Source organism: Amycolatopsis lexingtonensis, assembly GCF_014873755.1.
GTDB classification, from domain to species: domain Bacteria; phylum Actinomycetota; class Actinomycetes; order Mycobacteriales; family Pseudonocardiaceae; genus Amycolatopsis; species Amycolatopsis lexingtonensis.
Window position 1 is genome coordinate 10,528,045 of record NZ_JADBEG010000001.1, and the last position, 24,706, is coordinate 10,552,750.

The 24,706-nt window shown below is 72.6% G+C and carries 21 protein-coding genes; 16 read left to right on the forward strand and 5 right to left on the reverse strand.

Features of this window, described 5'->3' with window-relative positions:
* Positions 1 to 276: 276 nt before the first annotated feature.
* From H4696_RS48565 to H4696_RS48575, 3 genes are all read right to left on the reverse strand, one after another.
* Positions 277 to 2,772 carry a transglutaminase TgpA family protein gene (locus H4696_RS48565; protein ID WP_086863788.1) on the reverse strand — a complete coding sequence of 832 codons (2,496 nt, stop codon included), beginning with the start codon at positions 2,770 to 2,772 and terminating at the stop codon, positions 277 to 279.
* Positions 2,769 to 4,043 carry a DUF58 domain-containing protein gene (locus H4696_RS48570; RefSeq protein WP_086863789.1) on the reverse strand — a complete coding sequence of 425 codons (1,275 nt, stop codon included), beginning with the start codon at positions 4,041 to 4,043 and terminating at the stop codon, positions 2,769 to 2,771. Before H4696_RS48570 ends, H4696_RS48565 begins: the two co-directional genes overlap by 4 nt.
* A gap of 88 nt (positions 4,044 to 4,131) precedes the next feature.
* Entirely contained in the window at positions 4,132 to 5,085 is a 954-nt protein-coding gene (locus H4696_RS48575) for an AAA family ATPase (protein WP_086863790.1), read from the reverse strand.
* A gap of 418 nt (positions 5,086 to 5,503) precedes the next feature.
* Between H4696_RS48575 and H4696_RS48580 the strand changes: the two genes are divergently transcribed.
* The 4 genes from H4696_RS48580 to H4696_RS48595 all read left to right on the forward strand — a co-directional run bounded on the left by H4696_RS48580 (position 5,504) and on the right by H4696_RS48595 (position 7,724).
* Positions 5,504 to 5,854 carry a hypothetical protein gene (locus H4696_RS48580; protein WP_086863791.1) on the forward strand — a complete coding sequence of 117 codons (351 nt, stop codon included), beginning with the start codon at positions 5,504 to 5,506 and terminating at the stop codon, positions 5,852 to 5,854.
* Positions 5,847 to 6,392: a DUF3558 family protein gene (locus tag H4696_RS48585; protein WP_192782958.1), complete on the forward strand. Its 546-nt coding sequence runs from the start codon at positions 5,847 to 5,849 to the stop codon at positions 6,390 to 6,392. Before H4696_RS48580 ends, H4696_RS48585 begins: the two co-directional genes overlap by 8 nt.
* 76 nt (positions 6,393 to 6,468) lie before the next feature.
* Positions 6,469 to 6,972, forward strand: a complete 504-nt coding sequence (locus H4696_RS48590) for a PPE domain-containing protein (RefSeq protein ID WP_086863912.1) — start codon at positions 6,469 to 6,471, stop codon at positions 6,970 to 6,972.
* Positions 6,969 to 7,724 carry an ESX secretion-associated protein EspG gene (locus H4696_RS48595; protein ID WP_192782959.1) on the forward strand — a complete coding sequence of 252 codons (756 nt, stop codon included), beginning with the start codon at positions 6,969 to 6,971 and terminating at the stop codon, positions 7,722 to 7,724. Before H4696_RS48590 ends, H4696_RS48595 begins: the two co-directional genes overlap by 4 nt.
* Before the next feature lie 51 nt (positions 7,725 to 7,775).
* Here the strand turns inward: H4696_RS48595 and H4696_RS48600 are convergent, their stop codons facing one another.
* Positions 7,776 to 8,732 (reverse strand): hypothetical protein, encoded by a 957-nt coding sequence (locus H4696_RS48600; protein WP_086865691.1) that lies wholly within the window; start codon positions 8,730 to 8,732, stop codon positions 7,776 to 7,778.
* 564 nt (positions 8,733 to 9,296) lie between these two features.
* Between H4696_RS48600 and mraZ the strand changes: the two genes are divergently transcribed.
* The 12 genes from mraZ (at position 9,297) to H4696_RS48660 (ending at position 24,214) form a co-directional block, all read left to right on the forward strand.
* The gene (mraZ, locus tag H4696_RS48605; RefSeq protein ID WP_125314530.1) at positions 9,297 to 9,728 is read left to right on the forward strand and encodes a division/cell wall cluster transcriptional repressor MraZ; all 432 of its coding nucleotides are present in this window, start codon (positions 9,297 to 9,299) and stop codon (positions 9,726 to 9,728) included.
* A 217-nt stretch (positions 9,729 to 9,945) separates the two neighbouring features.
* Complete coding sequence (gene rsmH / locus H4696_RS48610; RefSeq protein ID WP_192782960.1) at positions 9,946 to 10,899, forward strand: 16S rRNA (cytosine(1402)-N(4))-methyltransferase RsmH; 954 nt, start codon at positions 9,946 to 9,948, stop codon at positions 10,897 to 10,899.
* A complete protein-coding gene (ftsL, locus tag H4696_RS48615) occupies positions 10,896 to 11,618 on the forward strand; it encodes a cell division protein FtsL (protein ID WP_086863916.1) in 723 nt (240 codons plus the stop codon). Before rsmH ends, ftsL begins: the two co-directional genes overlap by 4 nt.
* Entirely contained in the window at positions 11,618 to 13,540 is a 1,923-nt protein-coding gene (locus tag H4696_RS48620) for a peptidoglycan D,D-transpeptidase FtsI family protein (protein ID WP_169735136.1), read from the forward strand. The genes ftsL and H4696_RS48620 overlap by 1 nt, the downstream gene beginning before the upstream one ends.
* A 286-nt stretch (positions 13,541 to 13,826) precedes the next feature.
* Positions 13,827 to 15,371 carry a UDP-N-acetylmuramoyl-L-alanyl-D-glutamate--2,6-diaminopimelate ligase gene (locus H4696_RS48625; RefSeq protein ID WP_086863914.1) on the forward strand — a complete coding sequence of 515 codons (1,545 nt, stop codon included), beginning with the start codon at positions 13,827 to 13,829 and terminating at the stop codon, positions 15,369 to 15,371.
* Positions 15,368 to 16,870, forward strand: coding sequence for a UDP-N-acetylmuramoyl-tripeptide--D-alanyl-D-alanine ligase (locus H4696_RS48630; protein ID WP_192782961.1), 1,503 nt, complete (start codon positions 15,368 to 15,370; stop codon positions 16,868 to 16,870). Before H4696_RS48625 ends, H4696_RS48630 begins: the two co-directional genes overlap by 4 nt.
* Positions 16,867 to 17,949, forward strand: coding sequence for a phospho-N-acetylmuramoyl-pentapeptide-transferase (mraY, locus tag H4696_RS48635; RefSeq protein ID WP_086864219.1), 1,083 nt, complete (start codon positions 16,867 to 16,869; stop codon positions 17,947 to 17,949). The genes H4696_RS48630 and mraY overlap by 4 nt, the downstream gene beginning before the upstream one ends.
* Before the next feature lie 2 nt (positions 17,950 to 17,951).
* Positions 17,952 to 19,358 (forward strand): UDP-N-acetylmuramoyl-L-alanine--D-glutamate ligase, encoded by a 1,407-nt coding sequence (gene murD / locus H4696_RS48640; protein ID WP_225956031.1) that lies wholly within the window; start codon positions 17,952 to 17,954, stop codon positions 19,356 to 19,358.
* Positions 19,312 to 20,865 (forward strand): putative lipid II flippase FtsW, encoded by a 1,554-nt coding sequence (gene ftsW, locus H4696_RS48645; RefSeq protein WP_086864218.1) that lies wholly within the window; start codon positions 19,312 to 19,314, stop codon positions 20,863 to 20,865. Before murD ends, ftsW begins: the two co-directional genes overlap by 47 nt.
* Positions 20,862 to 21,986 (forward strand): undecaprenyldiphospho-muramoylpentapeptide beta-N-acetylglucosaminyltransferase, encoded by a 1,125-nt coding sequence (murG, locus tag H4696_RS48650; RefSeq protein WP_086864217.1) that lies wholly within the window; start codon positions 20,862 to 20,864, stop codon positions 21,984 to 21,986. Before ftsW ends, murG begins: the two co-directional genes overlap by 4 nt.
* Positions 21,979 to 23,376, forward strand: coding sequence for a UDP-N-acetylmuramate--L-alanine ligase (gene murC / locus H4696_RS48655; RefSeq protein ID WP_086864216.1), 1,398 nt, complete (start codon positions 21,979 to 21,981; stop codon positions 23,374 to 23,376). The genes murG and murC overlap by 8 nt, the downstream gene beginning before the upstream one ends.
* Before the next feature lie 4 nt (positions 23,377 to 23,380).
* On the forward strand, positions 23,381 to 24,214 hold the full coding sequence (locus H4696_RS48660; protein WP_086864215.1) for a cell division protein FtsQ/DivIB: 834 nt from the start codon (positions 23,381 to 23,383) through the stop codon (positions 24,212 to 24,214).
* On the opposite strand, the gene H4696_RS48665 is transcribed toward H4696_RS48660, so the two are convergent.
* Entirely contained in the window at positions 24,204 to 24,668 is a 465-nt protein-coding gene (locus H4696_RS48665) for a M15 family metallopeptidase (protein WP_086864214.1), read from the reverse strand. The two genes, H4696_RS48660 and H4696_RS48665, sit on opposite strands and share 11 nt — an antisense overlap.
* Positions 24,669 to 24,706: the final 38 nt, after the last annotated feature.

The following is a 24,706-nucleotide window of genomic DNA, read 5'->3' on the forward strand; positions in this document are numbered from 1 at the left end:
ATCTTCTTGTGTGCTCTCCGACCTTGCTCGGCGGGTCACCCGCAGCTGTGACAGCGGGTGACCCCCGATCGGGTGAGCTGGCAACCGCGCCGGGGCCCGGCAAAGTCGCGTGGCCAGGCCACCCCGCCGCCGGTGACCCGCTCGCCCCACGTCTTGAATGACTCATTCAGGTCTTCGGAGGTCCTGAATGAGTCATTCAAGACGCCGGCGCAGCGGTGCGGGGACCGTACCGACCCGACTTTGCCGGGACCCTGACACTTCAGGTAGCCGGGTCCCTCAGTCCCGGTTGCGGAACAGGGACTTCGGGAAGAGCCGTCCCTTCCAGGACAGCGGCGCGTTGCGGTGCAGGCTCCGCCGCAGGTGGTCGAACGCCGCCGGCAGCCGCGGGTCGCCTTCGCCCTCGCCGCCGTACCAGGACCGCTCCACCACGCCGATGACCGTGCGGAGGCCTTCGCGCCCCTCGTCGTCCAAGTGGTGCTTCGCGGCCAGCTTCTGGCCGGCCACGCGGACCGTGTCGCTCGGGGGGATAGGGAGCCCGCGGTCGGCGCATTCGGCGCGCAGCTCGGACCAGGCCGCGTCCGCCGCGCCCGGGCGGTGGCCGACGATCTCCTGCAGCCGCCGCCGCCGGCCGACGTCGCGCGCCGCCGAGGGGCCGAGCAGGCCCGCCAGCAGTAGCACGACCACCAGGCTGAACCACCAGGCCACCAGCCACGACAGCACACCGAGCACCGCCACCCACAGCGCGGTGGTGATGAGCGGCATCCAGTTCTTCAGCACCGCGCGGAACCCGGTCAGCGCCGGCACGGTCTCCGGCTCGGCTTCCGGTCGTCTCCGGTAGAGCAGGCCCGCGAGGATCACCTGCATCGTCGTCAGCACCGCCAGCGTGAGCAGCACCGCCACCAGCACCCAGGCCCAGCCCGGCGTGCCCGAGTCGGTCTGCTCCGGGCCCTGCGTCGGCAGGTTCTGCCCGGTGTCGCGCGGGACGCCGGTCGGCGCCGCGCTCGACTGGACCGTGCTCGGCGCCACCTGGGTGTCGTCGGGCTGGTTGCCGCCCTGCGGGCCGGCCTGCAGGTACGGCGGTGTGATGCCGCGGCCGTCGGACAGCGGGGTCGGGTCGAACGTCACCCAGCCCTTGTCGCCGAAGTACGCCTCCACCCACGCGTGCGCGTCCTGCGTGCTGATCGACAGGTAGTCGTTGACCTGGACGCCGGGGGTGAAGCCGATCGCCACCCGCGACGGGATGCCCGCCACCCGCAGCATCACGGCCATCGCCGACGCGAACTGCTCGCAGAAGCCGCGCTTGCCGTTGAGGATGAAGTCCGCCAGCGCGTCCGCGTCGTTGGCCGGCGCGGTCTTCGTGTCGTAGACGAAGCCGTTCTGCGCCGTGAAGTACCGCCAGATCGCCGACGCGCGGTCGAAGTCGTTCGACGCCCCGGCGATCAGCTGCTCGGTCTTCGCCCGGACGCGGTCGTCGACCCGGTCGAGTTCGGTGTAGCGCGGGGGCAGGTCGTCGACGCGCGGGGTCACGCGCAGCTCGGCCGCCGTCGGTTCCTTCAGCGACGCGTATTCGGTGTACGACGGCGGAGTCTCGCTGCGCGTGGTGAACACCGTGCCGCTGACCTGGTCGTAGAGGTAGCCGTTGCCCGAGCCGTCGATCACCCGCGGCGCGCCGTACACCGGCAGCCAGTTGTCCCGCCAGCTCGCCGGCTCGACGTCGATCTTCCGCGCGGCGCCGCTGCCGTCGTCGCCCGGCGCGGGCGGCAGCTGCGGCCCGACCGGGACGCCCTGCTGCGAACGGCCTTCGTCGTGCAGGCCCCAGCCCTTGTTGGGGTAGAAGGTGTCGAGCGTCATCGCCCGCAGCAGCCGCCGGTCGGTGCCGAGGCCGCGGACCTTGAACAGCTCGCGGTTGGACCCCTGGTCGAGCATCCCGCGCAGCTCGGTGAACGGCTGGATGCCGAACCCGCCCGAGCCCGCGCCGGCACCGTTCCCGCTGGCCCCGAACGGGATGCGCCCGACCGTGCCGACCCACGTGATCGCGCCGCCGAACAGGCCGAGCACGATCGCCGCGCTGACGACCGCGACCGGCGCGGAGAGCACGCCCTGCTTGCCACTGCGGCCCGGCGCTTCCCGGGTCCGCCAGCGCCGGTGCCGGTGGTTGCCGTCGACCGCCAGCAGGCCGGCGAACGCCGCCCCGCCGAGCAGGAACGTCCACCAGGGCAGCATTTCCTCGCTCAACGCGGCCGGCACCGCGTAGACGCAGAGCAGCACGAGCCCGGTCGCGGCCGGCGCCGCGGCGGCCACCGTCAGCGTGTCGACCAGGACGGCGACCAGGCCGATCAGGATCGTCACCAGGCACAGGATCGGCTGGCTGCCCTCGACCGGCGGCAGCCCGGTCCGGATCTGTTCGGCGGCCGCCGAAAGCGTCGTGCCGATCTCTTCGAACGCGTCCGGGCCGGGGATCACCTGCAGGATCCCGTTCGTGGTGAACGCGCCGGTGATCAGGAACAGCAGCACCAGCAGCTGGCCGAGGCCGACCAGGACGGTCGGCACCTGCAGCGAGCGCAGCGCCAGCCCGGTCGCGCCGATCAGCAGGACCGCGACGAACAGGTAGCCGAACCACGCCAGGCCGGCCACGACGCTCGTCACCGACGTCGCCGCGCAGAGCGTCGCGATGCCGGCCGCGGCCGGGGCGAGCAGGCTGCTCCGCCAGGCCGACAGCGGGTGCTGGGACGGCGGGCGGTGCGCCGGGCGCGGGGGTGCGGAAGTGCTCATCGCTGACCGCCGATCAGGGTGTGGCCGCGGGCGCCGCTGCGGCTGAGCTCGGCCCACACCTGCGGCATCGGCGAGCCCGGCCCGGCGACCACGACGCCCCAGCCCGACGCGCGCAGCAGCGCGGCCGAGTCCTCGGTGGCGGCCGCGCGCTGCTCGGGCGCGGTCACGCCGGCCGACCACGTGGGGGTGTCGAGCAGGACGGCGAGGCTGCGGATGCCGCGCGGGCGGTACTGGGTCAGCTGGTGGACGGCTTCGGTGCTGACCGTGCCGAGCACGGCGATCAGCTCCTGGCCTTCGCCGGGGTCGCCGGCCAGCGTGATGTCCCGCTGGTGGGCGGGCTGCAGCGCGGCCAGCGCGTCGAGCAGGACGTTGTCGTAGTGGTCGCCGCCTTCGCCCGGGGTGTCGGCGAGGGTGATCCCGTGCTCGCTGACCAGCCGGACGCGGTGCCCGGACCGGCGCAGGTGCAGCGCGGCCGACGCGGTGAACGACACCGCCCACTCCAGGCTGGCGGCCGGGCCGCTGCCGTGGTGCGCGGCGGCGCGGTGGTCGAGCAGCACGGTGGTGCCGCCGCGCCACGGCCGTTCTTCGACGCGCACCATGATCTCGTCGCGGCGCGCGGTCGAGCGCCAGTGCACCTTCCGCAGGTCGTCGCCCTGCCGGTACTGGCGGACGATCACGTCGGCCTCGCCCTGCCCGGCGTGCAGCCGGACGGTGCCGTCGTCGCCGACGCCGATCCCGGCGCCGCTGGGCAGGCCCCACAGCGGAACCACTCGCGGCACGACGACCAGCCGCGAGTGCCCGATCAGCTCGCGCTCGAACTCGCACAGCCCGAAGGGGTCGGTGATGGTCGCGCGCAGCGGCCCGACCTGCTGGATCCCGCGCAGCACCGGCTGCAGCGGGTAGCGCAGCGAAACCCGGCGGTCGTGCGGGAGCCGCTCGACGACGAACCGCGGCCGCGAACCCAGCGCGTACGGCACGCCGTCCTCGAGGAGGATCTCGCCGGCCGGCAGCCGTCCGCTGCGCCACAGCTCCAGCTGCACCTCGCCGTTGCCGCCGACCGCGACCCGCTGCGGGTGCAGCGCGCGGGTGGCGCCGATGCGCAGCCGCGTCGCCGAGATGAACGCGGCGACCAGCAGCGGCAGCGCCACCACGAACACCGCCACGCGCAGCAGGTCGCGCTCGTTGAGCACGAACGAGCACACCGCGGCCGCGATCCCCGCGGCCAGGAGGCAGCGGCCGCGGGTGGTCAGGCCGGACAGGGCACGCAGCATGCCGTTCTCTTCCCCTTCGCGCCGGACAATTTTTCGGGGGTTCGGGTGGCGGAGCCCCCGACCTGGGGCGGAGCCCCAGATGTCACAGCTAGGGCCGGGAGCCCTGCGGCACCGGCACCCGGTGCAGCACCGCGCGCACGACGTCGGTCGCCGACCGCCGCGCCGCGTGGGCCTCGGTGGTCAGCACCAGGCGGTGCGCCAGGACGGGGACCGCGACCGTGTGCAGGTCGTCCGGCACGACGTAGTCGCGGCCCGACAGCGCCGCCTGCGCCCGCGCCGCGCGGACGAGGTGCAGCGTCGCCCGCGGGGACGCACCGAGCCGGATCTCCGGGACCTGCCGGGTGGCCGCGACGACGTCGACGGCGTACCGGCGGACCTCCGGCGCCATGTGCACGTGGCGGACCGTCTCGATCAGGCGGTGCACGGTCTCGCCGTCGGACACCGGCTGCAGCTCTTCGAGGGGGTTGTGGCCGGCGTGCTCGTCGACCATCGCGAGCTCGGCCTGCTGGTCGGGGTAGCCGATGGAGACGCGCGCGGTGAACCGGTCGCGCTGGGCCTCGGGGAGGGCGTAGGTGCCTTCCATCTCGATCGGGTTCTGGGTGGCGATCACCATGAACGGCTGCTCGAGGTGGTAGGTCGAGGTGTCGACGGTGACCTGGTGCTCTTCCATGCACTCCAGCAGCGCCGACTGCGTCTTCGGCGAGGCGCGGTTGATCTCGTCGCCCACCACGATGTTCGCGAACACCGGGCCGGGGCGGAAGTCGAACTCGCCGGACTGGCGGTTGTAGATGGAGACGCCGGTGACGTCGCTGGGCAGCAGGTCCGGGGTGAACTGGATGCGGCTGACCGTGCAGTCGATCGACCGGGCGAGCGCCTTGGCCAGCGACGTCTTCCCGACGCCGGGCACGTCTTCGACCAGGAGGTGGCCCTCGGCTAGCAGGGTGACCAGCGCGATCCGGATGACGTCGGGCTTGCCGACCAGCACGCGTTCCACGTTCGCGGCGATCCGCCGGGCGGTTTCGTGGAGCTCGTCCAGTGACACTCTGCCGGGGCGGCCGGCGGGGCGGCCGTTGCCCGTGGACTCCGCCGGATAAGGCGGCCGTCCGGATGCCTGCTCGCCCGATCCGGGCGCCGCAGACTGGATTCTCGACGTCACTCGACCTCCTGGTGGCGCGTGGCCGCGCGCACTGTGCGCACCGCCGGGCCGAAGCCCCCATCGCTGCTGTCCGCGCGCAGCGACCAGCCTTCCACCCAGTGTGTCAAACCCGGGCGAACCAGGGGCCGGAACCCCGCGAACCCGGGGAAAGCACGCCCGGTACTGCGGTTGATGACACTGCGCAAGCAGGGACGATACCCCGATCGGGTGTGTTGTCACCCGATTCTGGGTGCTCCCGCTGACGCCCCGCTCTGTCGTATGCTGCGTTTCGAGGTCGCCCGGCTACCGAGAGGCGTATCCGCTTATGAGCGAGGTGCGAGCGCAACCGCCGTTCGACTTGCGTGGCTTCGCGGTCGCGCCCGAGCTGGCCGCGGACGCCTACGCGAAGCTCGGCCAGCTGCAGGATGTCGTCGGCGAGATGGTCCGCGAAGCCAAGGTGCTCGGGCGGACGGTCCCGCTCGGCGGCGGGTACGCGGGTGAGCTCGGCAAGTTCATGGCCGAATACGGCATCGGCGGCCAGGGCTCGGCCGTGCAGCAGCTGACGGCGTTCGGCAAGGAGCTCGACACGCTCAAGCACCGGATCTCGCAGGCGCTGGCGAAGTACCAGCACGCCGACGAGCAGGCAGCGGACGGGGTGGACTGCACGGGTGGCTGACCGGATCCGACCGCTGGGGGCCGTGGCCCTCCTCGTCCTGGCCGCCGGGTGCGGGCAGCCACCGGCCGCCGAGCCGGGCGCCGGGCACGCCACGGCGCACGCCACCGCCCCGGCCGCGCCGCCGCCCGTCGCGTGGACCGGCCTGGCCGCGATGGACCCCTGCACGCTGCTCACTCCCCAGGACCGCTCGGCCGCCGGGGTGAGCGTGCCCGGCAAGCCCAAGGAGATCGCGGGCGCCCGCGCGTGCGACTGGACCGTGCCCGGCACCTTCGGCGTCACCGTGACCCTCAGCGAGACCGACGGCCTGGCCGACCTCGAAGTCGCGAAGAAGACGGCGACCAAGACGACGGTCGGCAGCCACCCCGCGCTGAAGGTGATGGACAAGAAGGCCGCCGACGGCACCTGCGCCGTGCTGCTCGGGGTCGGCGACGCGGCCAGCGTCCAGATCGACGTCAGCAACACCGGCTTTTCGGACACCCCGCTCGCGTGCCGCCGCGCGGGCACGGTGGCCGGGCTGGTCGAACCGAAACTGCCCTGACCACGAGAGGTGCGCCGTGCCCGACGCCGAACCGCCCGTCCCCACCGCGCGGTACGAGTCCTACAGCCACGAGGCCATGGCCGCGGAGGTCGAGGCGGGCAACGACCCGGTCGCCGCGGGCGAGGTGGGCGCGCGCTGGGACGGGCTGGCGAAACGGCTGCAGGAATCGACGGCCGAGCTGGCCGGGCTGATCACGTCTTCGCAGGAGCAATGGCAGGGAGGCGGGGGCGACGCAGCGCGGGCCGCGCTCGGCCGGGCCGCGGGGTGGCTTTCGCACTCCGCCGCCGTCTCGGCGTCGGTCGGCCGGGCGGTCGGCGCGCAGGCGGACGCGGCGGCGCGGGCCCGCGCCGACATGCCGCCGCCGGTGGACTACGACCCGGCGTCGATGATCCGGGACGCGGCGTCGTCCGGGAACCTGCTCGCCATGGCGGGGCTGTCCGACGAGCTGGCGGCCCGCCGCGCCGAGGCGGAGGCTGCCCGCCAGAAGGCGATCGACGTCCTCCGCACCCGCGACGCGGCCCTGCGCGGCCACGTCCCGGCCGAGACGTTCCCCGCCGCGCCGCCGCTGGGGCAGGCTTGATCCGCGTCTCGGCCTCGGCGTTCGACATCCTCTGGACCGACCTCGGCCACGACCGCCCGCCGGAGCCGCTGAGCGTGCGCAGCGTGGGGAGCACGGAGGAGGAACGCGCCGAGGTCCGCAAGGCGGTGTACGACAACCTGGCCGAACGCGGGCTGTACGACGGCTCCGCGCTGGAGCCCGCCCTGGCGGAGCGCCTCTCGCTGCTCGCCTCGGCGGAGGTGTTCGTCGCGTGCGAGGCGATGGTGGACATGACGGCTTCCGCCCCGTTCCGCGCGGTGACGGGGGTGCGTGGCCGCCGCGGCGTGCTGGCGACCCAGCCGGAGCAGACGATCGCACTGGCGGCCATCCGCGACGCCGAGCTCTGCACGGCGATCATCGACGTCCTGCCGGAGCTGACGGCGGGGCCGGGGTATGGGGTCAGCCTGCCGGCGTCGGCGCTGGCTGGCTCGGTGGAGGACCCAGTGTTCTCGTCCCGTGGAGCTGCTTCGGCGGCTTCGTCGGCTCAGCTGCGGGAGGTGCTGGCGATCCAGGCGCGCCCGGTGTACTCGGCGGGGTCGTTCAGCGTGAGCCGCCGGGCGCCGTCGGGGCGGGTTTCGCGGGTGGGCGGGTTGTCGTGGTTCGACACGGATGTGGGGGCGTACTGCGCGACGAAGACCGCGGGGCGGGGTGGGCAGGACTGGGTGAACGTGACCCCGGTGGACAGCGCCCGCCTGGCGACCCGCGTGGCGTCCCTCCTCACTCCGGAGGACTGACCCGCGTCTTGAATGAGTCATTCAGGACCTCCGAAGACCTGAATGAGTCATTCAAGACGCCAGCCGGACCGGGGGACGGGGCCGGATCGCCGCGGCACGATAGGCGGCGACCAACTCGGCGATGACCGCGTCGGGGTCGGCGCGGAGTTTGCTCGGCACCGTCTGCACTACTGAGACACCGGCTGCGGCGTAGCGGTTGTTGCGAGCGAGTGTCGCGGCGTACCCGGGCTGTTCGAAGTGGAACTCGTACGAGTCGATCTCCCAGGCCAGGGCCACGTCGTCCCACCACGCGTCCGGGGTGGCGACGTACCGGCCCCGCTCATCGCGGAGTTCGAAGTTCCACACCGGCTCGGGCAAGCCGGCGCGGCGCGGCAGGGCCAAGGCGTCGGCTTCGGCGGCCGACCGTGCGCCGCGAGTGATTTCCCGCAGCGCCGAGCGTGGCAGAGCGCTACCCCTGGTGCTGCCGTTCTCCAGCTCGGTCGAGAGATCGACCGGGTCGATCTTCAGCTGCTGCACGGCCTCGGCCAGCAAGGCCCGGACCGCCCCGCGGTCGGTCAACCGGCGGCATTCGTCGAGCACCGACCGGACCACGGGGACCAGAGGCAGGCCGTCGACCGGGATCGCGGCGGGCATCCGTGTCGTCCGTTCGACAAGGACGTACCCGCTGCTGGTGGTCTTCAGATGGGCAGGCAGGAGGAGGTGGACCGGTTCGCCCGGCCGAGCCGGGCGCCGCAGCCCTTGGCGCCGGCAGGACTCCAAGCCTGTGATCAGCGCCTGCTCGCCGCAATAGAGGAGCGCGCCTTCGAGCAGCTGCCGGCGTGTCGGCTCGCCGGTGCGCAGCAGGACCACGCCGGGGAGGAGCCTCTGCCACGGCCGCCCGGGAAGGCACCGCCGATAACTCGTCCGCTGGGGTACGCCGAGGGACTCCAGGTGCGCCACGGTGATGACGCCCAGTTTGCTCGCCGCGAAGAGTGCCTCCGCGTCTCGTGCCCAGGTTTGTCTGCTCACCCGGAGATCGTCGCGCTGACCCGGGTCGACCGACAGTGCATTCCGCAATCTGTGGACTACTGGCCGTCACTGGAGGTACCTGTGGACAACTCGCTTGCCCGGCCAAAGGTCTTGAATGACTCATTCAGGTCTTCGGAGGTCCTGAATGACTCATTCAAGACCTTTGGGCAGCGGGCGGTGCTTTGCGGGCTGGCCCCACCGGACCCCACCAGCCTCCCCACGAGGACCCACCCGGGGTCCCCACCGGACCCCACTCGGGGCCCCCACGGCGCCCCACCCGAGGCCCCCAGGGTTCCTTCGCGGCCGTTATGCGGACGCATGGGGAACAGCTGAGGTTGCTCCGGCCCCCGCCGAGGGGGATCTTGGCCACCGCCCCCCACTACGGCCCCCACCTGCCCCCACCTCGTTGACCTGCGCAAACGGACCACACGACGGAGTGAGCCGCCGGTTTCTCGCGTTGACTGTGGTGAAAAGTGGGGTACGGTGGTGGCCAGTGGGGCGGAAGGGAAGCCCTGGAGCCGTAGACGGTGGTTCGCCACCGGGTGCGGTAGGGAGGTGGAGGCCGTGTTCCTCGGCACCCACACCCCGAAGCTGGACGACAAGGGGCGGCTCGCGCTGCCCGCGAAGTTCCGCGACGCCTTGGCCGGCGGGCTGATGCTCACCAAGGGGCAGGACCACTGCCTCTTCGTCTTCCCCCGCGCCGAGTTCGAGCAGATGGCGCGCAAGGTCGCCGAAGCCCCGTTCACGAACGAGGCGGTTCGGGCCTACCAGCGCTACCTGTTCGCCGGGACGGACGAGCAACGGCCGGACGGCCAGGGGCGCATCACGATCGCGTCCGAGCTCCGCCGCTACGCGGGGCTCAGCAAGGAGTGCGTGGTGATCGGGGCGATCACCAGGCTGGAGATCTGGGACGCCCAAGCGTGGCAGGGCTACCTGGAGGAACACGAAGACAGCTACGCGAAGGCTCGAGAGGAAGTACTGCCGGGCGTCTTCTAGGCGTGCGGTCGCGGTGCACCTTCGTCGTCGGGGGACGAAGAGGTTCGCCGCCCGCGCGTCGAGGGGGAAGCCCACCCGGATGCCGTGAGGCCTCTGTCCGCTCAACAGCCCTGGTGCACCTTCCCCGGTACCAGGTCCGCAGCGGGCGGACAGGGACCTGACGGCATCCGCCATATTTCCCCCGGGCCGCCCAGGCGAGAAAGGGGGAGGGAACACCATGACGGCACCCGAGCACGTCCCGGTACTGCTGGGCCGGATCGTCGAGCTGTTCACCCCCGTGTTCGCCGACCGCGACGCCGTCCTCGTGGACGCGACCGTCGGCCTCGGCGGGCACTCCGACGCCCTCCTCGAAGCGTTCCCGCGACTCCACCTGGTCGCGCTGGACCGCGATCCGGCCGCGCTCGAGAAGTCCGCGGAGCGCCTCGCCCGGCACGGTGACCGCGTCGACTTCGTGCACACCGTCTACGACGGGCTTCCCGAGGCGCTCGAAGGGCTGAAACTCAGCAAGGCCGACGGCATCCTGTTCGATCTCGGCGTCTCCTCGATGCAGCTGGACCGGGCCGAGCGCGGGTTCGCCTACTCGAAGGACTCCCCGCTGGACATGCGGATGGACCCGACCACCGGGTTCACCGCCGCCGACGTGCTGAACACCTACGCGCCCGGCGAGCTGATCCGGATCCTGCGGGACTACGGCGAGGAGCGCTTCGCGCAGCGGATCGTCAAGAGCGTCGTCAAGGCCCGCGAACAGGAACCGTTCACCACCAGCGGGCGCCTGGTCGAACTGCTCTACGACGCCGTCCCGGCCGCCACCCGCCGCACCGGCGGGCACCCGGCCAAGCGCACCTTCCAGGCGTTGCGGATCGAGGTCAACGGCGAGCTCGAGGTGCTCCGCCGCGCCATGCCGGCCGCGCTGGGCGCGCTGCCGGTCGGCGGGCGGATCGTCGTCGAGTCCTACCAGTCGCTGGAGGACCGGCTCGTCAAGCAGGCATTGGCCGAGCTCGCGAAGTCCCGCACCCCGGAAGGACTTCCGGTGGAGCTGCCGGGACACGGGCCGGAGCTGAAGCTCCTGACCCGGGGCGCCGAGAAGGCCGGCGAAGAGGAGATCGAACGGAACCCGCGCGCCGCCTCGGTGCGGTTGCGGGCCGCAGAGAGGATCGGAGAGCCGCGATGACCGCTCCCACGAAGTCCCGCCGCCGGGCCGCGCCGGCGACGCGGGGCCGCAGCGAGGCCGCCCGCACCTCGACCACCGTCGAGCCGGACCCGCAGACCACCCAGCCGGGCAAGGCCGCGCCCCGGCGTGGTTCGCGCGGCCGCACGTCCGCGGCCGAGCGTGCCTACGCGCGCCGCGCCCAGCGGGCCGACCTGCTCAAGGAGCGCGAGCCGCGCCCGGAGCCCAAGGCCGCGCCGGGGACGCCGGCGCCGAAGCTCAAGCTGAGGCTGCGGCTGCCGAAGTCGCGGGCCTCGTTCGTGCTGATGATGATGGCGCTGCTGGCCGTCGGCGTGGCCACCACGCTGTGGCTGTCCACGCAGGCGATCGCCGACTCCTACCGGCTCGAGCAGCTGCGCAGCACCAATGCGAGCCTGGCCGAGACGAAGGAACAGCTCCAGCGCGACGTCGCCAAGGCCGAGTCGCCCGCTTCGCTGGCCCCCGCGGCCCAGCAGCTGGGCATGGTGCCCGGTGGCGACCCGGCGCGGATCGTCGTCGGCCCGGACGGCAAGACCTCGCTCGTCGGCGAGCCCAAGAAGGCCAAGGCGGACACCCCGGCGGTGCCGGTCGCGCCGCCGGCCGCGCCCGCCGCGGGCACGCAGTCGCAGCAGGGCGCGCCGATCGAGGGTGACCAGCCCGCCGTGCCCGCGGAGGAGCAGCAGCAGCCGGCGGCCGGCCAGTGATGGCTTCGAGCCGGGGGCAGGTCCGCGCGCGCTCCGCGGGGAGCGCGCGCCGGACCTACGCCGCCGGGACGCGCAGCGCCGCCGCGCGCCGGGGCAACGGCGGCAACCGCACCCGGTTCTCCGCCGTGCGCCTGCTGCTGGTCGCCGTGCTCCTCGTCGCGGGCGGGAAACTGGTGCAGGTGCAGTGGTTCGAGGCCGGCGCGCTGTCCGCCGCGGCCGAGCGGCAGCGCACCCAGACCATCGACATCCCCGCCCAGCGCGGGTCCATTGTGGACCGCAACGGCGCCAAGCTGGCGTTCAGCGTCGAGGTGCGCACGCTTTCGGTGAACCTCAAGGCGCTGCACAAGAACATGGACGACTTCGCCGCGAAGAACCCCGGCACCGAGCGGACTTTCGACTCCGAGACCGCGGCCGCGGCGAAGTACATCGCGGGCAAGCTGCCGAACGTGATCGGCGAGCAGCAGCTGCTCGACCTGTTCCACAAGCAGGCGTCCTTCACCTACCTGGTGAACAACGTCGAGCCGTCGATCGCCGCCGACATCGTCAAGCACTTCGCCTGGATCAGCGTGGAAAAGCGGGCGCTGCGCGAGTACCCGGGCGGCAGCCTGGCCTCGAACATCGTCGGCGCCGCGAACTGGCGCTCCGACGACCCGGACGTCTCCAAGCACAACCTGCACGGCCTGGTCGGGCTGGAGCTGCTGCGCGACAACGATCTGGCGGGCACGCCGGGCCGGATGATGGTCAACACCAAGAACGGCAGCGACAACGTCGTCATCCCGGGCACCGAGCACGACCTGCAGGCCGCGGTCCCCGGCTCGGACCTCGAGCTGACGGTCGACTCCGACCTGCAGTACGAGGTGCAGCGCCAGCTGTCGGACTACGTCCAGCAGTCGCACGCCAAGGGCGGGCAGGTGGTCGTGCTGGACGCCAAGACCAGCGAGGTCTACGCGCTGGCCAACGACAAGACGTTCGACCCCAACGACCAGTCGACCTGGACCAACGAGGACCTGGCCAACCCCGCGGTCACCACGCCGTTCGAGCCGGGCTCGGTGAACAAGGTCGTCACCGCCACCGGGGCGATCGACGGCGGCATCGCGACGCCGGAGTCGACGATCCAGGTGCCCGGCGCGCTGCAGGTGGCCGACAAGACGGTGCACGACGCCTGGACCCACGGCACGCAGACGTTCACCACCGCCGGCATCTTCGCCAAGTCGTCGAACATCGGGACGCTGCTGCTCGCCCAGAAGATCGGCGAGGAGCACTACTCGGAGCTGCTCAAGCGGTTCGGTCTCGGCCAGCGCACCGGCGTCGGCCTCCCCGGCGAGAGCCCGGGCGTCGTGCCGGCGCGCAGCCAGTGGTCGGCGACGACGTTCGGCAACCTGCCGATCGGGCAGGGCCTGTCGATGACCGTGCTGCAGATGGCCGGGATGTACCAGGCGATCGCGAACGACGGCCTGCGCGTCGAACCGCGGATCGTCAAGGCCAAGGTCAACCCGGACGGCACGACGGTGCCCGAGCCGGCGCCGAAGAGCGTCCAGGTGGTCAACCCGCAGACGGCGAAGACGGTGCGCGACATGATGCGCGCGGTCGCCCAGAACGGCAAGGGCCTGCAGAAGGGCACCGCGCCGACGGCGGCGGTCGAGGGCTACCAGATCTCCGGCAAGACGGGCACCGGCCAGCAGGTCGACCCGCGGACGAAGGCCTACAGCGACCACCTGTACAACATCACCTTCGCCGGCATCCTGCCCGCCGACCACCCGCGGTTCGTGGTGGGCATCCGGCTGGACGCGCCGGACACGACGCTGCCGGTGGGCCACTCCGCCGCGCCGCTGTTCCACAGCATCGCTTCGTACCTGACGCAGCGGTACCAGATCCCGCTGTCGGACGGCCCTTCGCCGGAAGTCCCGCTCATCGTCCAGTAAGCACGATCCGTGAAGGGCCCCTTACCGGCTTTTAGTTCCGTGAAGGCCTCCTTACCGGCATCAGATGCCGGTAAGGAGGCCTTCACGGTTTTTCCGCGGGCATTGTCCACTTCGGCTGGTCGCGGGTGGGAAAGTGTTGTGTGCCAAGGGGGAGCAGTGGGTCGTCTAGCACATGTGCTGATTCGGCGCGCAATCGCCGTACCGCGTGCGGGGGCCCGGAGCGGCCGCCGGTAGCCTCTTGGCCGTGTCCGTGTCCTCGTCCAGTTCCCAGGTGCCGGAAAGCCCGGTGAAAGCGGTCCCCGCGCCGCCCCGCCCGGCGCGCATCGACCCGGTCCCGCTGGCGACGCTGCTCGCCAGGGCGGACGCCCGCCTGATCGCCGACTCGCCCGACGCCGCCGACCTCACCGTCACCGGTACCACGCTGCGGGCCCAGCACGTGCTGCCGGGCGACCTCTTCGCCGCGCTCCCGGGCGCCCGCGCCCACGGCGCCGACTTCAGCGACCAGGCGGTCGCCGCCGGTGCCGTCGCGGTGCTCACCGACGCCGCGGGCGCCGAACGGCCCGCCCTGCGTGACGCCGGGGTCCCGATCCTGGTCCACGCCGACCCGCGCGCCGCCCTCGGCGAGATCGCCGCCTGGATCTACGGCGAGCCCTCCCTGCGGCTGGCCGTCCTCGGCGTCACCGGCACCTCCGGCAAGACCACGACGTCCTACCTGGTCGACGCCGGGCTGCAGGCCGCGGGCCTGACCACCGGCCTGATCGGCACGGTCGAGACCCGGATCGCGGGCGAACGCCTGGTCAGCGGCTTCACCACGCCCGAGGCGCCGGACCTGCAGGCGCTGCTCGCGGTGATGCTCGAGCGCGGCGTCACGCACGTGCCGATGGAGGTCTCCAGCCACGCGCTCGCGCTGGGCCGTGCCAACGGCACCCGGTTCGCGGTCGGCGCGTTCACCAACCTCTCCCAGGACCACCTGGACTTCCACAAGGACATGCAGGAGTACTTCGCCGCGAAGTCCCTGCTGTTCGACGGCCGCTCGACCAGCGAGGTCGTCGTGGTCGACAGCGCGTGGGGCCAGGCCCTGCTCACGCCGCAGACGATCACCGTGACCACGGACCCGGGCACCGAGGCCGCCTGGAAGGCCACCGACCTGGAGGCCACCCCGCACGGCGAGCAGACGTTCACCCTGCACGGCCCGGACGGCCAGAGCGCCGCGGCGAAGATCCCGCTGCCCGGCGAGTTCAACGTCGCCAACGCCGTGCTCGCCGCCGCGATCCTGAGCACCGCGGGCGTGAGCCTGGAGCACATCGTCACCGGGCTCGCGCAGGTGCAGGTGCCGGGCCGGATGGAGCGGGTCTACGTCGGCCAGGAGTTCACCGCCGTCGTCGACTACGCCCACAAGCCCGCCGCGGTCGCCCAGGGCCTGGACGCCCTGCGGGCCCGCACCGAGGGCCGGATCATCACCGTGCTCGGCTGCGGCGGCGACCGGGACACCGCCAAGCGCCCGATGATGGGCGAGGCGGCGGCCCGCCGCAGCGAAGTCCTGATCGTCACCGACGACAACCCGCGTTCCGAGAACCCCGCTGCGATCCGCGCGGCGATGCTGGCCGGCGCCCGCGCGGTCGGGCCCGCCGAGGGCGGCGAGGTGATCGAGATCGGCGACCGCCGCGAAGCCATCGCGCACGCCGTCGCGCTCGCCGAACCCGGCGACATCGTCTTCCTCGCCGGCAAGGGGCACGAGTCCGGCCAGGAGGCCGGCGGTGTCGTGCACCCGTTCTCCGACCGCGACGAGCTGGCCGCGGCCATCAGAAACAAACTCGAGGTGAATGTGTGATCGTGCTCAGCCTGGCCGAGATCGCCGACGTCGTCGGCGGCCGGCTGCACCGCGCCGAACCGGGCGTGCGGGTCACCGGCAGCGTGGAGTTCGACACGCGCAAGCTCACCCCCGGCGGCCTGTTCGTCGCCCTGCCGGGGGAGAAGGTCGACGGCCACGACTTCGCCGCGCAGGCCGCCGAGGCCGGCGCCGTGGCCGTGCTGGCCGCCCGCGAGGTCGACGCGCCCGCGATCGTCGTCCCGCCGATCGGCGCAGGCGAGGCCCACGCGCGGTCGGTCGCGCTGACCGGCGACAAGGACGGCTCCGGCGCCGCGGTGCTGGCCGCGCTGGCCAAGCTCGCCCGCTTCGTCGTGCAGCGCCTGGCCGAGGGGAACCTGACGGTCGTGGGGGTCACCGGCTCGTCCGGCAAGACCTCGACCAAGGACCTGATCGCGCAGCTGCTCGAGCCGCTGGGCCCGACGGTCGCGCCGCCCGGGTCGTTCAACAACGAGCTTGGCCACCCCTGGACGGCGTTGCGAGCCGACGCGGAGACCCGCCACCTGGTGCTGGAGCTGTCCGCGCGCGGGCCCGGGCACATCGCCCACCTCGCCGAGATCGCCCCGCCGCGGATCGGTGCGGTGCTCAACGTCGGCAGCGCGCACGTCGGCGAGTTCGGCTCGCGCGAAGGCATCGCGAAGACCAAGGGCGAGCTCGTCGAGGCCCTGCCCGAGGACGGCCTCGCGGTGCTCAACGCCGACGACCCGCTGGTCAGCGCCATGGCGAGCCGCACCAAGGCCCGCGTGGTGTACTTCGGCGAAAGCGCCTCGGCGCAGGTCCGGGCCACCGGCATCACCCTCGACGAGCAGGCCCGCGCGTCCTTCCGGCTGGTCACCCCGGCCGGCGAGGCCGACGTCCAGCTGCCGCTGCACGGCGAGCACCACGTGAGCAACGCGCTCGCCGCCGCCGCGATCGCCCTGGAGCTGGGCTCGTCGCCGGAAGAGATCGCCGCGCGCCTGTCGGCCGTGGAGCGGCGGTCCGCGCGGCGCATGGAGGTCGTCACGCGCGAAGACGGCGTCACGATCCTCAACGACTCGTTCAACGCCAACCCCGAGTCGATGCGGGCCGGCCTCAAGGCCCTCGCGGCGATGACGCGGGAGTCCGGCCGCCGGTCCTGGGCCGTGCTCGGCGTGATGGGCGAGCTCGGCGCGGACGCGATCACCGCCCACGACGAGATCGGCCGCCTGGTCGTCCGGCTCAACATCGCCAAGCTCGTCGTGATCGGCCCCGAAGCGGCGGCCATGCACCAGGGCGCGTTCCAGGAAGGTTCCTGGGGCGAGGAATCGACCCTGGTACCCGACGTCGGGGCCGCGATCGCCCTGCTGCATGATCAGCTCCGCCCCGGGGACGTGGTGCTGGTGAAGGCCTCCAAGGCGGCCGGCCTCTGGCGGGTCGCCGAAGCACTGCTCGAACCCCGGGAAACCGACAACTCCGAGAATCGCTCGAACGGTGGTGACGCGTGATCAGCATCCTGATCGCGGCCGCGGCGGGCCTGCTGGTCTCCATCATGCTGACGCCCTACCTGATCCGGGTCTTCTCCCGGCAGGGCTTCGGCCAGGAGATCCGCGAGGAAGGCCCCCAGGGACACAAGTCCAAGCGCGGTACCCCGACCATGGGCGGTGTCGCGATCATCATCGCGATGGTCGTCGGGTACTTCGCCGCGCACCTGATCAACTGGATGTTCAACTCCCGCAGCGGCGCGCCGACGGCCTCCGGGCTGCTCGTGCTGATGCTGGCGGTGGGCCTGGGGGTCGTCGGGTTCCTCGACGACTTCATCAAGATCCGCAAGCAGCGCAACCTGGGGCTGAACAAGACCGCGAAGCTGGTCGGCCAGCTGGTGGTCACGGTCGCGTTCGCGGTGCTCGCGCTGAACTTCGCCGACGAGCGCGGCATCACGCCGGCGTCGTCCAGCCTCTCCTACGTCCGCGACCTCGCGCTGATCACCTTCCCCGCGGTGTTCTTCGTGATCTTCTGCTACATCGTGATCTCCGGCTGGTCGAACGCGGTGAACTTCACCGACGGCCTCGACGGCCTGGCCGGCGGCTCGGCGGCGATGGTGCTGGCCACCTACGTCGTCATCTCGTTCTGGCAGGAGCGCCTCAACTGCGCGAACGGCCCCGCGCCCGCCTGCTACGACGTCCGCGACCCACTGGACCTGGCGGTCGTGGCCGCCGCGGCGACCGGCGCCTGCGTCGGGTTCCTCTGGTGGAACGCGGCCCCGGCGAAGATCTTCATGGGCGACACCGGCTCGCTGGCCCTCGGCGGCCTGGTCGCCGGCCTGTCCATGACCACCCGCACCGAACTGCTCGCCATCGTCATCGGCGGCCTGTTCATGGTCGAGATGATCTCGGTGGTCGCGCAGATCGCGGTGTTCCGGACGACCCGGCGAAGGCTCTTCCGGATGGCCCCGTTCCACCACCACTTCGAACTCGCCGGGTGGGCGGAAACCACGGTCATCATCCGGTTCTGGCTGCTCTCGGCGATCTGCTGCATGTTCGGTCTGGGCCTGTTCTACAGCGAACAGCTCGGCTTCGGAGGCTGACGTTGGACATCGCCGGTCGTCACGTTCTGGTCGCCGGTGCGGGGGTCACCGGGAAGTCGATCGTGCCCGTGTTGCTCGACCTTGGGGCGCGGGTCACCGTCACCGACGGCAACGCCGAGCGCCTGGCCGAGCTGGACGGCCTGGGCGCCGAGCTGGTCCCGGGCCTGACCGAACCGCCGGAAGACGTCGTCCTCGTCGTCACCAGCCCCGGCTGGCGCCCGACGTCGCCGCTGCTGGTCGCCGCCGCCGGAGCCGGTGTCGAGGTGATCGGCGACGTCGAGCTGGCCTGGCGGGTCGGGCAGCTGCGCGAGCACCCGCCGTCCTGGCTCGTGGTGACCGGCACCAACGGCAAGACGACCACCGTGGGCATGCTGGAGTCGATCCTCAAGTCGGCCGGCGCCAACGCCGTGGCCTGCGGGAACATCGGCTACGCGGCGCTCGACGCGGTCCGCGCGGGCTACGACGTGCTGGCCGTCGAGCTGTCGAGCTTCCAGCTGCACTGGTCCTCGACACTGGCGCCGGACGCCGCCGTCGTGCTGAACCTGGCCGAGGACCACATCGACTGGCACGGCTCGATGGACGAGTACGCGGCCGCCAAGGGGCGCGTCTACACCCGGGCCAAGGTCGCCGTGCACAACGCCGACGACGAGTGGTCCACCCGGATCGCCGAGGAGCACGCGCCGGAGAGTGCCCGCCGCGTCGGCTTCCAGCTCGACACCCCGCGGGCCGGCGAGCTGGGGATCGTCGAAGACCTGCTGGTCGACCGCGCTTTCGTCGCCGACCCGGCGACCAGCGCGGAGGAGCTGGCCACGCTCGCCGACGTCCGCCCGGCGGGCCCGCACAACGTCTCCAACGCCCTTGCGGCGGCCGCGCTGGCCCGCGCGCACGGCGTCTCCCCGGAGGCCGTGCTGAAGGGCCTGCGCGAGTACCAGCCCGCGCCGCACCGGGCCGTCGAGGTGGCCGAGGTGGCCGGCGTCCGGTACGTCAACGACTCGAAGGCGACCAACCCGCACGCGGCCGCCGGGTCGCTGCGGTCGCACGAGTCGATCGTGTGGATCGCCGGGGGCCAGCTCAAGGGCGCTTCGGTCGACGAACTCGTGAGCAGCATCGCTGGCCGCCTCCGCGGAGTTGTGCTACTCGGTGTCGATTCACCCGTGATCGCCGCCGCGGTCGCGCGACACGCGCCGGATGTCCCGGTGAACAGCCTCCGTCCGGGTGACCATGAACCCATGACTGCGGCGGTGAGTGCGGCCAGCGCGATGGCCCGGCCAGGTGACGTGGTGCTGCTGGCACCCGCCGCGGCGTCGTTGGACATGTTCCCGAACTACGGCGCGCGCGGTGACGCGTTCGCCGCGGCGGTGCATGTCCTCCGCGACGACGCAGCGGGGGAGCCGAGTGACGGTCACTGAGCCCAAGACACCCAAGCCGCGGGAAGCGCCGAAGCGGCCGCGCCGCGAGCGCAAGGAGAGCGGCTTCGTCGCCTTCCGGACCGCGCTGACCGCGTGGCTCTCGCGCCCGCTCGCGTCCTTCCACCTCGTGCTCGCCCTCACCGGCGTGCTCACCGTGATCGGCGCCGTCATGGTGCTGTCGGCGTCGTCGGTCGCGTCCTACAACCCGAAGACCGGCAGCGGGGTGTACTCGCTGTTCATCAAGCACCTGGTGTTCGTCGCGATCGGCGCGGTCGTGTTCTGGGTCGGCCTGCGGATCAAGCTGGAACGGATCCGCGCGATGTCGGCCACCGCCACGGTGGTCTGCCTCGGCCTGCTGGTCCTCGTGCTCACCCCGCTCGGGTCGACGGTCAACGGCTCGCAGGGCTGGTTCAAGCTCGGCGACTTCACCTTCCAGCCGGTCGAGGCCGCGAAGGTCGCGCTGGCGTTCTGGGGCGCGCACATCCTGGTGATCAAGTACAACGTGATCCACCAGTGGCGGCACCTGCTGGTGCCGGTGGTGCCGATCGCACTGCTGATGTTCGCCCTGGTCATGCTGCAGCCGGACCTCGGCGGCACGGTCACCCTCGCCGTCGTCCTGCTGGCGCTGCTGTGGTTCGCCGGCGCCCCGAAACGGCTGTTCGGCGTGATCCTCGCCGGCGGCCTGGCAGGCGTGCTCGTGCTCGCCGTCATCGCGCCCTACCGGCTCGACCGGGTCATGTCGTTCCTCTCGCCGGACGCCGACACGACCGCCGAGGGCTTCCAGGCCAACCAGGCCAAGCTGGCACTGGCAGACGGCGGGTTCTTCGGCAAGGGGCTCGGCCAGGGCGCGTCCAACTGGGGCTACCTGCCGAACGTGCAGAACGACTTCATCTTCGCCCTGATCGGCGAGGAGCTCGGCCTGATCGGCTGCGTCGTCGTGCTGGCCCTCTTCGCCGGGGTCGCGATCGTCGGCCTGCGGATCGCCACCCGCAACATCGACCCGTGGATCCGGATCGTCGCCGGCACGCTGACGGTGTTCCTGGTGGCGCAGGCCGGCATCAACATCGGTTACGTCGTCGGCCTGCTGCCGGTCACCGGTGTGACGCTGCCGCTGATCTCCTACGGCGGCACGTCGCTGGTGATCACCATGCTCATCATGGGGGTGCTCGCGAACGCCGCCCGGCACGAACCGGAGGCGGTGGCCGCGCTGCGCACACAGGGGCCGGGTAAATTCGGACGCCTGCTGCGGCTGCCCGCGCCCGATCCGTACCGCCCGCCCGCCACCCGCAAGGGTGCGGCGCGCTCCGGGGCGAAGGCGGCCAGGCCTGCGCCCCGTGCGGCGCGGGCCGCCCCGGCACAGGAACGGCGCAGGTCGGTCCGCGAGCCGGTGCGCCGCAGCGCGGCACGGACGAGCACGACCCGCACGAGCACCGCTCGCGGCGGGGCCGCGCGGACAACAGCGAGCCGTGGTACCCGGAGTACCGCGAACCGGAGAGGTCATTGGTGAGTAAGCCCGTCAAGGGAACCGAGCGAGCCGCCGCGGGCAGAGGGCCTGTGGTCGTGGTCGCCGGAGGTGGCACCGCAGGACACATCGAACCGGCTCTCGCCCTGGCCGACGCCGTCATGCGGCTGCGCCCGGACGCGACCGTGATCGCCCTCGGGACCGAGCGCGGCCTGGAGAACAAGCTCGTCCCGGCCCGCGGTTACGAGCTGGAGCTGATCCCGCCGGTGCCGCTGCCGCGCAAGCCGACGCCGGAGCTGCTGCGGCTGCCGCTGAAGGTCCGCGACTCGGTGCGCAAGACCCGTGAGGTGCTGGACCGGGTCGGCGCGGACGTCGTCGTCGGCTTCGGCGGCTACGTCGCCCTGCCGGCCTACCTGGCCGCACGCGGGCGCGTCCCGATCGTCGTGCACGAGGCCAACAAGTCCGCCGGCCTGGCCAACAAGGTCGGCGCGCGGTTCGCCAAGCGCGTCGCCGTCGCCGTCCCCGGGACGACGTTGCCGAACGCCGAGGTGGTCGGGATCCCGCTGCGGCGGTCGATCACGTCGCTGGACCGCGCCGCGCTGCGCGCCGAGGCCCGCGCGCACTTCGGGCTGGACCCGGACGCGCCGACGCTGCTGGTGTTCGGCGGCTCGCAGGGAGCGCAGTCGATCAACGCCGCGGTGTCCGGCGCGGCGAAGGACCTGGCCGACGCCGGGGTCGGCGTGCTGCACGCGCACGGCCCGAAGAACACGCTGGTCGTGCAGGAGTTCCCGGGCAAGCCGGCGTACGTGCCGGTGCCGTACCTGGAGCGGATGGACCTGGCCTACGCGGCCGCCGACGTCGCGATCTGCCGCTCGGGCGCGATGACGGTCGCCGAGGTGACCTCGGTCGGGCTGCCCGCGGTGTTCGTCCCGCTGCCGATCGGCAACGGCGAGCAGGCCTCCAACGGCCGCCCCGCCGTCGACGCCGGGGCCGCGCTGATGGTCGAAGACGCCGAGCTGAGCCCGGCCAAGGTCGCCGAGCTGGTCGTCCCGCTGGTCACCGACGCCGACCGCGTCGCGAAGATGAGCGCGGCCGCGGCCGGCATGGGCCACCGCGAGGCCGACGAGACCCTCGCCCGCATCGTCCTGGAGGCCGCTGGTGCCTGAGTTGCCTGAAGAGCTGCGCCGGGCGCACCTGATCGGGATCGGCGGGGCCGGTATGTCCGGCATCGCGCGGATCCTGCTGGCCAGGGGCGCTTTCGTGTCGGGCTCGGACGCCAAGGAGTCGCGCGCGCTGCTGTCGCTGCGAGCCCAGGGCGCCGAGCTGTTCGTCGGCCAGGCCGCGGCGAACCTCGACGCGCTGGCCGAGCCGCCGTCCGCGGTGGTCGTCTCGACGGCCATCAAGGAGACCAACCCCGAGCTGGTCGCGGCCCGTGCGGCGGGCATCCCCGTGCTGCACCGGGCGCAGGCGCTGGCCGGGCTGATGGCGGGCCACCGCGTCGCCTGCATCGCGGGCACGCACGGCAAGACGTCGACGACGTCGATGCTCACCGTGGCGCTGCAGCACTGTCGGCTCGACCCGTCGTTCGCCATCGGCGGCGACCTCAACGAGTCCGGGGCCAACGCCCACCACGGCGAGGGCGGCGTCTTCGTCGCCGAGGCCGACGAGAGCGACGGCTCGTTCCTGACCTACTCGCCGTCGGTCGCGGTCGTCACGAACGTCGAGCCCGACCACCTGGACCACCACGGCACGGCCGAGGCCTACACGAAGGTCTTCACGGACTTCGTGGGCCGGATCGTGCCGGGCGGCCTGCTGATCGTCTGCGGTGACGACGCCGCGGCCGACGAGCTGGGCGACCAGGCCGAGAAGCAGGGCGTGCGCGTGCGCCGCTACGGCCGCACGGTCACCGGCGAGGGCGACGCCCGCGTGCTGGAGTACACCCCGGCGCCGGACGGCGGCGTCGTCCGGCTGGCGCTGGACGGCTCCGAGCTTTCGATCCGGGTCGCCGTGCCGGGTGAGCACATGGCGCTCAACGCGGTGGCCGCGCTGCTGGCCGGCCTCGAGCTGGGCGCGCCGGCCGCCGAACTGGCCGAGGGACTCGCCGCGTTCGGCGGTGTCCGGCGCCGCTTCGAGTTCAAGGGCCGCGCCGGCGACGTCCGCGTCTACGACGACTACGCCCACCACCCGACCGAGGTCGACGCGCAGCTGCGCGCGGTCCGCACCGCGGCCGGGTCCGGCCGGGTCGTCGTCGTGTTCCAGCCGCACCTGTACTCGCGCACCAAGCTGTTCGCGAAGGAGTTCGCCGCGGCGCTGTCGCTGGCCGACGAGGTCGTCGTGCTGGACGTCTACGGTGCCCGCGAGGAGCCCGAGCCGGGCGTCACCGGTGCGCTGATCGCCGACGGCGTGACCGTGCCGGTGCACTACGAGCCCGCGTTCGACGTCGCACCCGGCCTGGTGGCCGGGCTCGTGCGCGGCGGCGACCTCGTCGTCACCATGGGCGCCGGGGACGTGACGCAGCTGGGCCCGGAGATCCTCGCCGAGCTGGACAAGCGCTGACACCATGAGTCCGACCAGGGAACGCCGCCGTCCGTCCGAAGAGGACGAACGGGATCGCGCCGCCCTGGCGCGGGAACGGCGCGGGCGGCGCTCCGAAGAGGAGCGCCGCCGCACCCGCGCCGCGCGCGTGAAGACGGGCCCGCGCGCCCGGCCCAACCGGCAGGTGGAGATCCGCCGCCGGTGGGTCGCGCTGCTCACCGTGCTGACCGTCATCGCAGGCGTGTACCTGCTGTTCTTCAGCTCGATGCTGGGCGTGAAGGACGTCGCGGTGTCGGGCGCGCGCACAGTGCCGGCCGACCAGATCCGCGCGGTGGCGGCGGTCCCGGCCGACAAGCCGTTGCTGCGCCTGGACGCCGACGAGATCCGCGACCGGGTGGCGGGGATGCCGGGCATCGCGACGGTCGAGGTGTCGCGCTCCTGGCCCAACACGGTCGAGATCACCGTGACCGAGCGGACGGCCATCGCGTTCTTCGACAGCGGCCCCGGCGGCGACGGCGTCCACCTGGTCGACGGCGGCGGCGTGGTGTTCAAGACGGTCCCGGCCCGCCCGGCGGGCCTGCCGGAGCTGAAGCTCCCCAAGGTGTCCGCCGACGACCCGGTGACCCGCGCGGTGACGGCGGTCCTCGGGGTGATCCCGGAGCAGCTCCTCAAGCAGGTCACGACGGCGACGGCCAAGACGCCGGCGAGCGTCGAGTTCACGTTGTCGAGCGGCAAGGTCGTCCGCTGGGGGACCGCGGAGCAGACGGACCGCAAGGCCAAGGTCCTGGCGGCGCTGCTCACCCAGGACGGCAAGGTCTACGACGTCGCGGCGCCGGAACTGCCGACCATCACGTCCTGAGCCGCGTCCGCGGGTCGTGGCTGGGGTCGGGGTACATCGGCGGGCAGCCGTGTTCGACGGCCTCGGGGCGTAGCTCGTAGTGCCACGGCTCGTTGCGGTAGATCTGGCACAGCCCGTACCCGGCGCCGTGCTCGGCCAGCCAGTGCCGGGCCGCTGCGGGGCCGATGTCGACGGCGTTGCCCGACACGTGCGCCGAGGTGCCGGGCGTGGCCACCCACCGGCGGGCTTCCCGTTCCGAGCCGTACTCGGCGACCGCCCGGCGGAACAGCTCTTCCTGGTACTCGGGGGACCGCCAGCCGCCGTTGACGAGGATGGGGATCCCGGCGTCGGCCGCGGCCCGGCGCAGGGCGGCGAGCAGGTCCGGGTCGAGGTTGACGACGGCCGGCGTCTCGTCGTCGAAGACGGACACCGGGCGGGGGACGGCACCGCGGACGACCAGTTCGCGTGGAGTCATGCGCCCAGTCAAGGAAACGCCGCGATGCGGGCCCGTAT

Coding starts and splice junctions, on each gene's coding strand:
- ftsL (WP_086863916.1), top strand. CDS start 10,896: ATGACCGCTCCCACGAAGTCCCGCCGCCGGGCCGCGCCGGCGACGCGG.
- H4696_RS48620 (WP_169735136.1), top strand. CDS start 11,618: ATGGCTTCGAGCCGGGGGCAGGTCCGCGCGCGCTCCGCGGGGAGCGCG.
- rsmH (WP_192782960.1), top strand. CDS start 9,946: ATGACGGCACCCGAGCACGTCCCGGTACTGCTGGGCCGGATCGTCGAG.
- H4696_RS48590 (WP_086863912.1), top strand. CDS start 6,469: ATGGCCGCGGAGGTCGAGGCGGGCAACGACCCGGTCGCCGCGGGCGAG.
- ftsW (WP_086864218.1), top strand. CDS start 19,312: ATGTCCTCCGCGACGACGCAGCGGGGGAGCCGAGTGACGGTCACTGAG.
- H4696_RS48580 (WP_086863791.1), top strand. CDS start 5,504: ATGAGCGAGGTGCGAGCGCAACCGCCGTTCGACTTGCGTGGCTTCGCG.
- H4696_RS48570 (WP_086863789.1), bottom strand. CDS start 4,043: ATGCTGCGTGCCCTGTCCGGCCTGACCACCCGCGGCCGCTGCCTCCTG.
- H4696_RS48565 (WP_086863788.1), bottom strand. CDS start 2,772: ATGAGCACTTCCGCACCCCCGCGCCCGGCGCACCGCCCGCCGTCCCAG.
- H4696_RS48660 (WP_086864215.1), top strand. CDS start 23,381: ATGAGTCCGACCAGGGAACGCCGCCGTCCGTCCGAAGAGGACGAACGG.
- H4696_RS48665 (WP_086864214.1), bottom strand. CDS start 24,668: ATGACTCCACGCGAACTGGTCGTCCGCGGTGCCGTCCCCCGCCCGGTG.